The organism is Flavobacterium sharifuzzamanii (assembly GCF_003254585.1).
Classification (GTDB): Bacteria; Bacteroidota; Bacteroidia; order Flavobacteriales; family Flavobacteriaceae; genus Flavobacterium; species Flavobacterium sharifuzzamanii.
This window is the reverse complement of sequence record NZ_QJGZ01000036.1, coordinates 38463-52665: the sequence shown is the minus strand read 5'-3', so window position 1 is coordinate 52665 and position 14203 is coordinate 38463. Positions and strand designations below refer to the sequence as shown.

Annotated in this window: 6 protein-coding genes; all 6 read left to right on the top strand. The window is 35.2% G+C overall.

All coding sequences use genetic code 11. The features are described 5' to 3' along the window. The first annotated feature begins 673 nt into the window (after positions 1 to 673). The gene (locus DMA14_RS06855) at positions 674 to 3772 is read left to right on the top strand and encodes a SusC/RagA family TonB-linked outer membrane protein (protein WP_111424027.1); all 3099 of its coding nucleotides are present in this window, start codon (positions 674 to 676) and stop codon (positions 3770 to 3772) included. 36 nt (positions 3773 to 3808) lie between these two features. Beyond that, complete coding sequence (locus tag DMA14_RS06850) at positions 3809 to 5320, top strand: RagB/SusD family nutrient uptake outer membrane protein (RefSeq protein ID WP_111424309.1); 1512 nt, start codon at positions 3809 to 3811, stop codon at positions 5318 to 5320. Positions 5321 to 5418: 98 nt separating this feature from the next. After that, positions 5419 to 6825, top strand: a complete 1407-nt coding sequence (locus DMA14_RS06845) for an aryl-sulfate sulfotransferase (RefSeq protein ID WP_111424026.1) — start codon at positions 5419 to 5421, stop codon at positions 6823 to 6825. A 12-nt stretch (positions 6826 to 6837) separates the two neighbouring features. After that, the gene (locus DMA14_RS06840; RefSeq protein WP_111424025.1) at positions 6838 to 7839 is read left to right on the top strand and encodes a c-type cytochrome; all 1002 of its coding nucleotides are present in this window, start codon (positions 6838 to 6840) and stop codon (positions 7837 to 7839) included. 37 nt (positions 7840 to 7876) lie between these two features. Beyond that, positions 7877 to 10879 (top strand): glycoside hydrolase domain-containing protein, encoded by a 3003-nt coding sequence (locus DMA14_RS06835; protein WP_238989926.1) that lies wholly within the window; start codon positions 7877 to 7879, stop codon positions 10877 to 10879. A 209-nt stretch (positions 10880 to 11088) separates the two neighbouring features. After that, positions 11089 to 14184 carry a DUF5107 domain-containing protein gene (locus tag DMA14_RS06830; RefSeq protein WP_111424023.1) on the top strand — a complete coding sequence of 1032 codons (3096 nt, stop codon included), beginning with the start codon at positions 11089 to 11091 and terminating at the stop codon, positions 14182 to 14184. The last annotated feature ends 19 nt before the right edge of the window (positions 14185 to 14203 follow it).

The window sequence follows — 14203 nt, the reverse complement described above, 5'->3', positions numbered from 1 at the left end:
CTTCTTAAAATCTGTTAATTTTTCATTTTCAAAAAAGGTCAAAATGACCATTAATTCATTTCCCTACTTTGACTTTTTTCAACATGACCAATATAGTTCAAAAATTGAATAGAAAAACAAATCAAATTCATAATTAAATCTAAAATTCCACTCCTTTCTAAGATAAGAAAAGACTGTTTAATTTTTACGTTTTTAGTTTAGTGATTGCGAAATTCATAAGTTTTTAATAAATCCTTATTTATAATTCAAAAAACCATCAATTTCGCACACACTGCTTTTTCCAAATTATTTTAAAAATATCACAGCAATTTAAGTCAAAAAAAACGATTCGCATAATTTTATGTGCTCGAGAACATAAATTTTGTGTGTTCGAGCACATTTTTTGTGTTTTTTCTTGTTTTATAAAAATATAATCTCTAGTTTCGTCAGAGATTAATCTTAAAACTAAGTTAATTATGCAAAATTTCGGGTGATTTTTAAGCTTAAAAAAAGAAGAAAAACAAACTAAACAAGCAGTGTTTAGGAGCAAAAAAGAAGCATCTAGTTTGTATAAAAAACAGTTCAATCGAAAACACAACAAAAAAGACAAAATGAATTTCCAGATCAAAAAAGAAATCTAAAACCTACAAACAAAGAAAAAACAATTAAACATTAACCAAAACCAATTCAAAGTATGAAATTATTAACCCAAAAAAAGCCAAGAGATTTTCGGCTTAACAATTTATCCCGCAAAGAAATCGGAATAACAGTTCTCTCGTTATTAGTTTTTACATTTCAGGCTTCTGCAGCTTCTTCTATAAATATTTCAGACAAAACTAAAACGGCGCTGTTTTTTGAAAAAACAATAAAAGGTACTGTTACAGATCAAAATGGCTTACCTCTTCCTGGTGCCAATGTCGTGGTTAAAGGATCTACAAAAGGCGTACAAACTGATGTAGATGGAAGTTTTGCCATTACAGTTCCTGATAATGCTACAAAACTGGTGATTACTTACATTGGTATGGAAGATCAAGAAGTAACTATTGGAAGTGCTCATCTAAAAATTGTCATGAAAGAAGCAGGACAAAAACTAGACGAGGTGGTGATTGGATACGGAAAGTCTAAGAAAAAAGACCTTACGGGTTCTGTAAGTTCGCTTAGCAAAGACAATTTAAACTTAGGCGGAACGGTTGCAAACGTTGGACAAGCTCTTCAAGGACGTGCTTCTGGAGTACAAGTGCAGCAAAATAGTTATGCGCCAGGAACAAACCCTCAGGTTGTAATTAGAGGAGGAAACTCAATAAATACTTCTAATGCTCCGTTATATGTAGTTGACGGATTCATTACTAGTACTGGAGCTTCTATAAGTCCAAATGACATTGAAAATATTCAGATTCTTAAAGATGCCGCTTCTACAGCAATCTATGGTGCTCGTGGAGGAAATGGAGTAATTTTGATTACTACTAAAAAAGGAAAGGCTGGAAAAATGAATGTTGAAGCTGAGATTTCTGATGGTTTTCAAAATATCATAAAAGAGCCTTCTTTAATGACTGGACAGCAATATGCCGATTATCAGAATGCTCTTAATGCTGAAAACGGACGACCACCACTTTTCCCTTCAAGCTTTCCTGTTGCCAACACTAACTGGTTTGATGCTGCAACTCGTACAGGAGAAGTGCTTAATAGAACGCTTACTTTTAGCGGAAGCGATCAAACTTCAAAATTCTTTCTTTCTGGAAACTATTTAAAACAAACTGGAGCTATCGTAAATACAGATTTTGAAAGATATACTGTGAGAATGGGTGCAGAAAAGAAATTCAACGATAAGCTAAACATGGGAATGAATGCTTATGGAGCTGTTGCTGAAGGAAATAATAGTGATTTTGGCGATAACATTTTATCTCCAATGTTCTCTATTCAGACTGCTCCTCCAGCTATTCCGATTTACAATGCAGATGGTTCGTATTACAAATTTCAAGGAAAAGACAATGCATTAGCACTTTTACTTGAACCAACAGATCATACAATCAATAGATTGGTAAACGGAAACATGTTTTTGGATTATCAGATCATTAAAGGCTTGACGTATCATTTTGGTGCTGGGGCTGAATGGCAGGAAAACATTCAAGGAAAATATACTCCAAGTACTTTAGTAGCTGGAGCTGCTTTGAAAGGTTCAGGTTCAGAGGAAAACGTAACGTATTTCAGATGGAGTACAGAGCAATATTTAACTTATAAATTTGATATCAAAGAAGTACATGCAATTACTGCAATGATTGGTACTTCTAACCAAAAAGATACATACGAGCGAGTAAGAGCGGCTGGAACAGGTTTCTCTAGCGACTTATTGACTTATTACAATCTGCAAGGTGCTTCAGTTTATTTAAAACCTGAAACGGAAAAAACAGAAACGAAATTGACTTCTTATTTTGGAAGGTTAAATTATGCTTTCAACGATAAATACTTAGCCACTTTCACTATTAGAAAAGACGGTTCTTCTCGTTTTGGTCCAAACAACAAGTTTGGTATTTTCCCTTCAGGAGCCGTAGCTTGGAAAATATCTAACGAATCTTTTATGCAAAACGTAAAAGCAATTTCTGAACTTAAATTGAGAGCAAGTTATGGTATTACAGGTAGTGACGGTATTGGGGATTATGCTTACATGAGCCGCTTATCTTCTTGGGGTGTAACAATTGCTCCAGATGAATTTGTTGCAGGAACAGAACCAGCTAACTTGGCTAACCCAAATCTAAAATGGGAACAAACTGCTCAAACCGATATTGGCTTAGATTTAGGATTATTTAATGATAAACTATCTATTACATTCGATTATTATAAAAAAAGAACGACAGATGCTCTTTTAAATGTTCCTGTTGGAGGATGGTGGGGATTTGGCACTCAAAGAGTTAACTCAGGTGTCATTGACAACCAAGGTGTTGAGCTAGGAATAAGCACTACAAACTTTAGAAATGATAAATTTACTTGGACAACTTCTTTAAATCTGGCTTATAACAAACAAGAAGTGGTTTCTCTAGCTGATAATGTAAAAATCATTAGCTCGAACACTTCTAATCCAAGCGGAACAGTTTCTGGTCAGGAATTTACAAGATTGGAGCCAGGAAAAGAAATGGGAGTTTTGTATGGCTATAAATATGCAGGAGTAATCAAAACGGGAGAAACTTATGCTCCTCAGCCATTATCTGTTGCTGGAGACCCTAAGTATGTAGACGTTGATGGTGATGGTAAAATTACAGCAAAAGACAGAACCTATTTAGGAAACTCTATTCCGCATTATGTGGCTGGTTTTAATAACGATTTTAGATATAGAAATTTTGATCTGAATATCTTTTTCCAAGGTGCTTTTGACTATTCAGTTTACAATATGACTAAAATGGTTGGTGAGTCTTCTACGAGTACAGATGCACTAAACCGTTGGGTTGCTGGAAAAAACGAAAATACAGATATTCCTAGAGATGGCTATTACAAAAGTACTTACGGAAGTTATGTGAATTCTAAATTTGTTGAAGAAGCATCTTACTTACGTCTAAAAAATGTTTCTATCGGATACACAATCCCTGAAAGTGCATTAAAAACAGTAAAATTTATTGACAGCATCAGATTATATGCTATCGGACAAAATTTATTGACAATCACGAACTATTCTGGAAATGACCCTGAAGTAAATGGCCATACAACTAGTCCTACTGCACAAAATATTGGTGGTGGAATCGATTTCAACTCATTCCCAGCTTCACGAACTTTTATACTTGGAATTAAAGTAGCAATTCACTAGTCTAAAATGCTTTACAGTAACATTAAATTGATTAAAATGAAAAAATATACAATCTTATTACTTTTACTTGCCGCTGGGACACAGTTTTCTTGTAACCAAGATTTGGATCCGACGGTATATAGCAGTTTGACTAATACCAATGGGTATCAGACAAAATCGGATGCTATTGCGGCTATCAATTCCATTTATGGAAGATTAAAAGGCCCTTCTGTAGGCGATAACTTCTCCTATTGGGCTACAAGACACTTTGCTCTTACTGATATTGCTACAGATTTAGGACACTGTCAATTTGGAGGAGATCCAGGGCAGTTATCTTTAGGAACATGGAACTCTGCAAATGGTCTTTTAAGAGAAGACTGGAATGCAATGTATAAATTGATTGCCAATGCCAATAATGCGATTTTCAACATTACACCAATGGGCGGTATTACAGCTGCAGAAAAAGCACAATTTATTGCAGAAGCTAAATTCTTAAGATGTTCGGCTTATATGGATTTGACAGATTCTTGGGGTCCTGTAATTCTAATTACAGAAGCAAACTTAGGAAACCCTGGGTATTTAGATCAAACTCCGCCTTCATCTGTTGAAGAAATCGATGCTTTTATGATTAAAGAATTAACTGAAGCTGCTGATGTACTTCCTGTTAATTACAAAAACAATGATATTTACGGTACAAATGATGTAGGACGTGCTACAAAAGGTGCTGCCCTAACATTATTAGCAAAATTATACTTGAGAAGCCATGATTGGCAAAAAGTAGTTACCTATACCCAAAAAGTAATGGATTTAAACGAATACCAACTTTATCCTTCTTACTTAGGTTTGTTTAAAGAAAGTAACAAATGGTGTAGCGAAAACATCTTCTCTTCTTTAAGTGACGCCAACACAAACGGAACAGAGTTATTAAACCACTTTGGTCCAGTTGACCATCCTGTTGTTCAAAACAGATGGCAATATTATACCGTAAACTGGGATTTCTACAACACTTTTGGTGATGAAGATGAGAGAAAACAATGCTTTTTCCCAGAATTTATGGGTACAGATGGTCTTCTTCATAAACAAGCACCTTCATTGGGAGCTCAGCCACCAGCTGGAGAATTCTATATGCAAGACGTTTCTACAAAAAAATATGCCGATGATGAAACTACGACTTATTATGATGGACATAGTGTAAATATCCTTCGTTATGCTGATGTTTTATTGAGCAGAGCTGAAGCCTTAAACGAAATCAGTGGACCAACTCAGGAAGCAATTGATCTTATCAATAAGGTCAAAGGAAGATCGCACGCTAAGCTTTTAGTTTTATCTGGCCAAACGCAAACTAGTTTAAGAGATGCTATTTTGCAAGAAAGAGGCTGGGAACTTTTCTACGAAGGAAAACGCCGTGCAGATTTGATCAGAATGAACAAATATGATGTTTTGGTAAACGCATATCACCTTAGAGTTGGAGAAGCCGCTTTAATCAAAATGCCACAAAACAAATATTATACTTATCCGCAAAGTCAGGTTGACCTTAATCCAAATTTAAGCAACGCCGACAGACAATAAAAAATACCCAATCAAGAATAGACAGTTAAATGTCTGTCTATTCTTGATTTTTTATAACAATAAAAGTACTTTTCTGTTTCACAAAAGAAGCTTTTCAGATGATCAAAAAATTAATATTAAAAGGAAGTTTTATTTTAGTCTTGCTGGCATTCGCTAGCTGTTCTAAAAGCCAAATTATCTCCAATATCAATATTGGCACTCATGGCAACAACGAATTGAAAATTCAGATCGATGTTACTACGAATGACCAAGCTCAGGTATATGCAGAATATTGGTCTGACAAAAAAGGAATAGAACATAAAATAACCTCTCCTATTTCAAATTCTGGCTTAAAACATTCATTGGTACTTTGCAACATAATTCCAGAAACCAATTATAGTTTCCAATTAGTTACAGTTCAAGGCGGCAATAAGCAAACTAGTAAAGTTTATACTTTCAAATCGAGAAAGCTTCCAGAATGGCTTCAAAAGCAATTCAAAGCCAATTGCCCAAAACCAGAATTACTGCCAGAAAATTTCAAAAAAGGCTTTATGCTTTTAGCGAAAAGAGAAACTCCAGGAACAGCTTATATTGTTGATTACAAAGGAAACTTAAGATGGTATCATACTATTGAAGGAACTGGATTTAAAGTAACTCATTTTACAAAAGACCAAACGATTCTTTCTATTTTAGGAACAAATGATGAACCAACAAGTTATGGAAGTGAGATTTTAGAAATTAACCTTCAAGGCGATACTTTAACTCATATCAAAAAAGGGCAAGGCGATTTGAAACAGGTTCTTCATCATGAAATCATAAAAAAATCAGCAGACGAAATTATCGCTTTAACTGTTGAGCAAAAAATAATCGATTTGACTTCTATCGGAGGAAAAAAACAAGATACCATCAACGGAGACGGAATTATAATCTTAAATAAAAAAGGAAAACAACTTTGGAAATGGAGTGTTTTTGATGATTTAGATCCGTTTAAAGATAAAGATTTACTAAAAACCAAAAAGGATTGGACACATGCCAACAGTTTGAGCTACGATACAGATGGAAACTTTTTAATTTCTTTCTATAACAATGGTCAGATTTGGAAAATCAATTCTAAAACAGGAAAAGTAATCTGGAAATTAGGGAAAGGCGGCACAATGAAAATGGCTCCAGATGCTAATTTCTCCCAAGCGCATGCCGCACATATCGATCAAGAAGGCAGTTTATTGTTTTTTGATAATGGAGTCGACATCAAACAATCTTCTGTTTTTGCCCTAAAAGTGGATGAAAAAAACAATGATGTAAAACTTGATTTTCATATCAAATTACCAAAAGATATATACAACGACAGAATGGGAAGTGCTTATATGATCAATAAAGACCTCTTTTTGGTTTGTTGTTCTAAAAGACATATTACCGTTTTAACCAATAAAAAAGGTGTTTTGTTATGGGCTTTAGAATCTGAAATTCCGCCATACAGAACCATCTTTATTCCTGAAGAAAAACTAAAACCTTTTCTTCTAAATTAAAAAATAGTACCCATGAAAAAAACAATTCTTATCGGACTTTTTTCAGCATTATCAATGGCTGTTTTCAATTCCTGTACCAAAACCAATTCTCAAACTTTAGCTTCAAATACAATCGAAGAAGGAGAAGAAGATGAAGGTTACATCACAATTGATACTTCTCAAATTCCAGACGATCAATTTGGAGAATCGGTTCGCTATGGAAGAGAATTGATGATGAAAACGGCTTATTACATTGGTCCAAACGGAAAAAACGGACAATATTTAGGCAATAAAATGAACTGCACCAATTGTCACCAAGATGCAGGAACAAAACCACATGCATTCAATTTAATGTCTTCACATGACAATTATCCACAATATCGCGGACGCGAAAACAAAGTACTTACTTTAGCAGAAAGAGTTAATAACTGCATTATGCGTCCGCATTCTGGCAAACCGCTTCCGCTGGACAGCAAAGAAATGGTGGCGTTTTTATCGTACTTTAAATGGATCAGTAAATTTGTTCCAAAAGACGGTAAGTTTAAAGGAGCCAAAAATTTAGAAATCGAATTTCCAGATGTAGCGGCAAGTCCAGAAAGAGGGAAAGTTTTATTTGCTGAAAACTGCGCGAGATGCCACGGAAATAATGGCGAAGGAGTTTACAATGCCGACAAATCGGGTTATACTTACCCTCCACTTTGGGGACAATATGGTTATCAGCCAGGTTCAAGCATGCACCGTGTAATCAAACAGGCACAATGGTTAAAAAGCAACATGCCTTATGATAAAGTTCAACTAGGAAAACCGTATCTTACAGACAAAGAAGCACTTGATATTGCGGCTTATGTAAACGACGATTCCCAACATTCAAGGCCAAACCCAAAAACATTAGATTATCCAGACAAAATGGGCAAACCCATCGATTACGCACACAGTCCGTTTAATGATAATTTCTCTGAAGAACAACATAAATATGGACCTTACAAACCAATTATAGCTTATTGGAAAAAACAAGGATGGAAAGCCGTTTATTAAACTCAAAATATACTATTTAACCTGATTATACAATACAATGAAACTAAACCTAAACAACACAACGCTTTTAAGCAGAATATTGATAATGTGTTTTATCACGATCAGTATTCCTCTAACTGCACAAATAAAATATTCAGACGGAAATGACAGCTGGAATCCAAATCAATTAGGAAATCACCGTGCTGTAGTTGCTTTTTCTGGTTCAGGAAATGTTGCAAAAACAACGATCGAATGGCGAAGAAGAGACACGAATCCAGAACTTAAAAAGATTATTGTTCAGGATGCATCTGGAAAAGATATTCAGAACATAAAAACCGAAAACATCAATAGAGAAAACGGTACTATTTTCTTTGAACCAATTGCTGGAAAAGGAACATATTACGTTTATTATATGCCTTATGTAGATGAAGGAACTGCCAATTATCCAAAAGGAATTTATCAGAAACCTGAAGACAAAGCCGATGCAAAATGGCTTTCTAATGTAAAAGCAAACTTAAAAGACAATGCGGCTGTAACAGAAATTCAGAGCGTGAATGCTTTCAATAGTTTTTACCCGATGGAAGTAATTGCGACAGCTGCCGAAACTTCAGCTCTTGTTGCAAAAAACAGCGGAAATTCATTTTTAGTTTTCCCAGAAGACAGAGAACATTCTATTAAATTAAAGTCAGATTTGCCACAAAGATGGATTCAGAAAGGCGTTCAAAACAGCTTTTCTGATACGGCAATGAAAGGTGAATATTTAGCTTTTCAATTGGGAGTTTATGCTCTTGAAGATTTAAAAAACATAAAAGTAACTTTTACCAATTTAGTTAGTACAACTGGCGCAACAATCGAAGCGAAAGATATCAGCTGCATCAACACTGACGGAACGAAATATGACGGTAATCCTTTCACCAATACTGTTTCTGTTTCAAAAGGAAAAATTCAGGCAATGTGGTGCGGTATAGATGTTCCGCAAACTGCTGCTGCTGGAACTTACAACGGAAAAGCAACTGTTATTGCTGACGGAAAATCAAAAGAAATCAATCTACAAATTACGGTTTCTAACCAAGTAACGAAAAACGGAGGCATTGACAGTCCAGAAAAAATGACGCGTCTAAAATGGTTAAACTCAACTTTAGCTCAAGAAAATACGGTTATTGCTCCTTATACTCCATTAACAGTAAACAATTCTGAAATTGCTTTATTAGGAAGAAAATTAATTTTAGCTCCAAACGGATTCCCAGCGCAAATTCAGACTTTCTTTACTCCAGAAATGACTTCTGTAACAGCAAAAGCAAATGACGTTTTAAGCTCACCAATTGATTTTCATTTTATTGACGCATCAGGCAAAGAAGTGCAATGGAAAAACAGCGGTGTAAAATTCACTAAAAAAGAAGCTGGAACAGTTTCTTGGGAAAGCACTTCAACTTCAAAATCAGTTCAAATGGATGTAAATGCTTCTGTTGAATTTGATGGTTTCGTACATTATATCGTGAAAGTTACAGCTCTTGAAGATGTTTCATTTAATGACATTAATTTCCAAATGCCAATGCAGCCAACATCTGCAAAATACATGATGGGATTAGGTCAAAAAGGTGGCGATCGTCCTGCAACTTTCGACTGGAAATGGGATGTTGCGCATAAAAACCAAGACGGTGCTTGGATTGGTGCTGTAAATTCTGGATTGCAATTTTCTTTGAGAGATGAAAAATATAGCCGCCCTTTAAATACTAATTTCTATTTACAAAAACCTTTATTACTGCCTACTTCATGGGGTAACGAAAATAAGGGCGGTATTACCATTACGCCAAACCAAAAATCGGTTCTAGTAAATGCGTACAGCGGCGCTAGAACAATGAAAAAAGGCGATGTTTTGTATTATAACTTCAACTTATTGATTACGCCTTTCCATACGATCAATACAGACTTTCAATGGGATACAAAGTTTTACCACAAATACAGCCCGATCGATTCTATTGCTAAAACTGGCGCAACGGTAATCAATATTCACCACGCAAATGCAATCAATCCGTATATCAATTATCCTTTTATCGAATTTAAAAAGATGAAAACATATATCGATGAAGCGCATGAAAAAGGATTAAAAGTAAAAATCTACAATACCGTTAGAGAGGTTTCTAACAAGGCTTATGAGACTTTCGCTCTTAGAAGTTTAGGTCACGAAATCTATTCTCCAGGAAAAGGTGGCGGATTCTCTTGGTTGCAAGAACACGTTGGAGACGATTATATCGCAGCTTGGTTTGTTCCTGAAATTAAAGATGCTGCAATCGTAAACAGCGGAATGAACCGTTGGCATAATTATTATGTGGAAGGAATGAATTGGCTGACTCAAAATGTTGGTATTGATGGAATTTATCTAGACGACGTTGCTTTTGACAGAATCACGATGAAACGTATCAAAAGAGTTTTGACGAAAGACGGACATCCTGGAATTATCGATTTACATAGTGCAAACCAATACAACAAAAGTGACGGATTTAATAACAGTGCCAACTTATACATGGAGCACTTTCCGTACATCAATAAATTATGGTTTGGAGAATATTTTGATTACGAAAAAAATCAGCCTGACTTTTTCTTGACAGAAGTAAGCGGAATTCCGTTTGGATTAATGGGAGAAATGCTTCAAGATGGTGGAAATCCGTGGAGAGGAATGGTTTACGGAATGACAAACAGATTACCTTGGAGCGACGGTGCTGATCCAAGAAACATCTGGAAACTTTGGGATTCTTTCGGAATTAAAGGTTCTGAAATGATTGGATATTGGAGCGAAAACTGTCCTGTAAAAACAAACAATGATAAAGTTCTTGCAACAGTTTACAAAAAGAACGGAACGGCTTTAATTTCAATCGCAAGTTGGGCAGATGCTGATGTAAATGTGAAACTAAATATTGACTGGAAAAAGCTAGGAATCAATCCTGCAAAAGCAACAATTACCGCTCCAGAAGTTACCAATTTCCAACCGGCAAAAACGTTCACAGCAAAAGACGAAATAACTGTTCCTAAAGGAAAAGGATGGCTATTGATTGTGAAATAAATTAATAGACCCGATTAGTCTAAGCTCCAGAGGAGCGTAATATTTATAGATAATTCATTACGATTTTATGAAGCTCCAGCGGAGCGACATATTTCGCTCCGCTGGAGCTTCTATTGACATAAAATTGTATTCCTATAAATATTACGTCCCGCTGGGACTTTCAGACAATAACTACTATGAAATAACCAAAAGTAACCAAGCTCTCCATCATGAAATTTAGACCATTACTATCCTTTTTACTCCTTGGAAGCCTTTTTGTCTCAGCACAAAACAAACCCACTATAAAAGAATACAAAAAAGTATTTACGACATATCCATTCTCAGATCCTGATCCGATTCCGAAACCTGATACCAAGTTTTATCCGTATTTCCGTTTTGACGGTTTTACTGATAAACCCGTTCAGAAAGAATGGAAAGTAATCGAAATTGAAAACGATTATATCAAACTGATGATTTTGCCAGAAATTGGAGGAAAAGTCTGGTCGGCTATAGAGAAATCTACAGGAAAAGATATTGTTTACAATAATCATGTTGTAAAATTTAGAGACATTGCCATGCGCGGACCGTGGACAAGTGGCGGTGTTGAAGGCAATTATGGAATTATCGGCCACACGCCAAACTGCGCTACTCCTGTCGATTATAAAATCATAAACAGAGAAGATGGAAGCATTAGCTGCGTTATCGGGGTTTTAGATTTATTGACGAGAACTTCTTGGAAATTAGACATCAATCTGCCAAAAGACAAAGCGTATTTTACCACAAATTCGTTTTGGTCTAACACAACCGAATTCGAACAGCCTTATTATACTTGGATGAATACAGGAATTAAAGCGGCAGAAAATCTGCAGTTTATTTATCCGGGACAAACCTATATTGGTCATAACGGAGATTACCATCCATGGCCAATTGACAAAGAAAACGGCAAAAATTTATCGTTCTACAAAAACAACAATTTTGGCGGTTACAAATCGTACCATGTATTCGGGAAATACGATGATTTCTTTGGTGGATATTACCATGACGAAGATTTCGGAATGGGAAGATATGGCAATCACGATGATAAACCGGGTAAAAAAATCTGGATTTGGGGATTGTCTCAGCAAGGAATGATTTGGGAAAAATTATTAACCGATACTGACGGACAATATGTAGAAGTGCAAAGCGGAAGATTATTTAATCAGGCGAGCGAAGGCAGTAATCTTACACCTTTCAAACAACGTTCATTTGCACCATATCAAACCGATACTTGGACCGAATATTGGTTTCCTGTAAAACAGACAAAAGGTTTTGTAAAAGCCAACAATTATGGTTCAGTTAATATTAAAAACGAAAACGGCTGGCTGAAAATCTATTTTTCTCCGCTTCAAAAACTAAATGAAAAAATTGAAGTTTTTGAAAATGACAAAAAAGTATATTCTAAAGATATTGCTTTGAATACCATGCAAACTTTTAAAGATTCTATTCAGATAAAAGTCGATTCTAATAAATTGAAATTTGTTTTGGGCGGCAATAAATTGGTATGGAATTCTGCTCCAGAAGACGGAAACATTAATCGTCCTGTAGAAATACCAAAAGATTTTGATCATAATTCGGTTTACGGATTGTATCTGCAAGGAAAAAATTATATCGGTTTTAAAGATTATGTTCTGGCTGAAGATAAATTGAATGCTTGTTTAAAACTAGATCCGAACTACGCTCCTGCCCTTTCTGCATTGGCTTCTTTGCAAATCAGAAAATTAGAATATAAAGAAGCTGTAGAAACTGCTAAAAAAGCGTTATCAATAGACACTTATGATCCTGCGGGTAATTATTTTTATGCTTTGGCTAATTTCCATTTAGGCAATAATACCGATGCAAAAGATGGTTTTGATATTGCTGCTGCAAGTGTTGAATTCCGCAGTCCAGCTTATACCGCTTTAAGCAAAATTTATTTGGCCGAAAACGATCTTTCAAAAGCGATTGAATATGCTGAAAAAAGCTTGATATTCAATCAATACAACATAGAAGGTTTACAGGTTTTAGCGGTTTTATATCGTCTTCAAAATAATTCCGATAAAGCAAATTCGGTTTTAAAAACTATTACAAAATTGGATCCGCTGAATCATTTTGCTGATTTTGAAAAATACCTTTCGAATAATTCAAACGATTCAAAAAATGCTTTTGTTGCTGCCATTCAAAACGAAATGCCAGAACAGACTTTTCTTGAATTAGGAATCTGGTATAATAATATTAGCCGAAAAGAAGAAGCTTTAAAAGTGTTTTCGATTGCAGAACCAAGTGCTGAAATTATCTATTGGAAAGCATTTTTAGAAAATAAACCTGTTGATGTAAGTAAAATCAAACCTGGAACTAGTTTCCCTTTTAGAAATGAAACTGCTGAAATTTTAAAATCATTAATTAAAACAAATGATCAATACCAATTAAAATATCATTTAGGTTTAATCGAATGGAATCGTAACAGCATCTCAGAAGCTAAAAGATTGTTTTCGGAATGCGGTTCAAAACCAATCGATCCTGCTTTTTATGGCGCAAAAGCTTCTTTATTCAAAGACGATGCTTCAATAGTATTGGCAAGTCTTCAGCAGGCAATAAAATTAGATCCGCAAGGCTGGAGATACCATAAAATGCTGGCAGAACATTACATCGCTCAAAAACAATTTGATAAAGCGCTTACAACAGCTGAATCTTTCTATAAAAAACATCAAGACAATTATTTGATTGGAATGCTTTACGCTAAAACTTTATTGCTAAATAAAAAATACCGTGAAGCCGATTCGTTCTTGACCAAATTGCAAATCCTTCCGTTTGAAGGTGCAACAGCTGGAAGACAATTATATCATGAAGCTAAATTGATGCAGGCTTTAGCAGAAATCAAAAACAAGCAGTACAAAAAAGCATTACAATTTATTGCCGATGCCAAACTGTTTCCAGAGAATTTAGGCGTTGGAAAACCGTATGACGAAAACATAGATGAAAGACTAGAAAACTGGCTAGATTATCAATGTTATAACAGTCTTGGAAATAAAGAAATGGCCTCTAAATCTTTAGATAAAATCGTCGCTTTCCGTCCTGTGGTTGATAATACGGTTATGAACTTCCTTCCGGCAAACAATCTTGTTTCGGCTTGGGCAATAGAAAAAACGTCTTCTTCGCAAGAGGCTGAAAAATGGATTAAAACTCAGGCAGATTTATATCCGACAAATAAAATAGTGCAGTGGACTTTATTGTCTTACATCAAAAAACCATCCAATATTTTGAGTGAAGATGAAAAAGACGGTGAAGTTAGAATTATCGAAAAATTGTAAAGAACTTTCAAAAACAATA

Excerpts from the sequence above, each read along its gene's own strand:
- DMA14_RS06855 (WP_111424027.1), top strand. The coding sequence starts at position 674 with ATGAAATTATTAACCCAAAAAAAGCCAAGAGATTTTCGGCTTAACAAT.
- DMA14_RS06835 (WP_238989926.1), top strand. The coding sequence starts at position 7,877 with ATGAAACTAAACCTAAACAACACAACGCTTTTAAGCAGAATATTGATA.
- DMA14_RS06840 (WP_111424025.1), top strand. The coding sequence starts at position 6,838 with ATGAAAAAAACAATTCTTATCGGACTTTTTTCAGCATTATCAATGGCT.
- DMA14_RS06850 (WP_111424309.1), top strand. The coding sequence starts at position 3,809 with ATGAAAAAATATACAATCTTATTACTTTTACTTGCCGCTGGGACACAG.
- DMA14_RS06830 (WP_111424023.1), top strand. The coding sequence starts at position 11,089 with ATGAAATTTAGACCATTACTATCCTTTTTACTCCTTGGAAGCCTTTTT.
- DMA14_RS06845 (WP_111424026.1), top strand. The coding sequence starts at position 5,419 with ATGATCAAAAAATTAATATTAAAAGGAAGTTTTATTTTAGTCTTGCTG.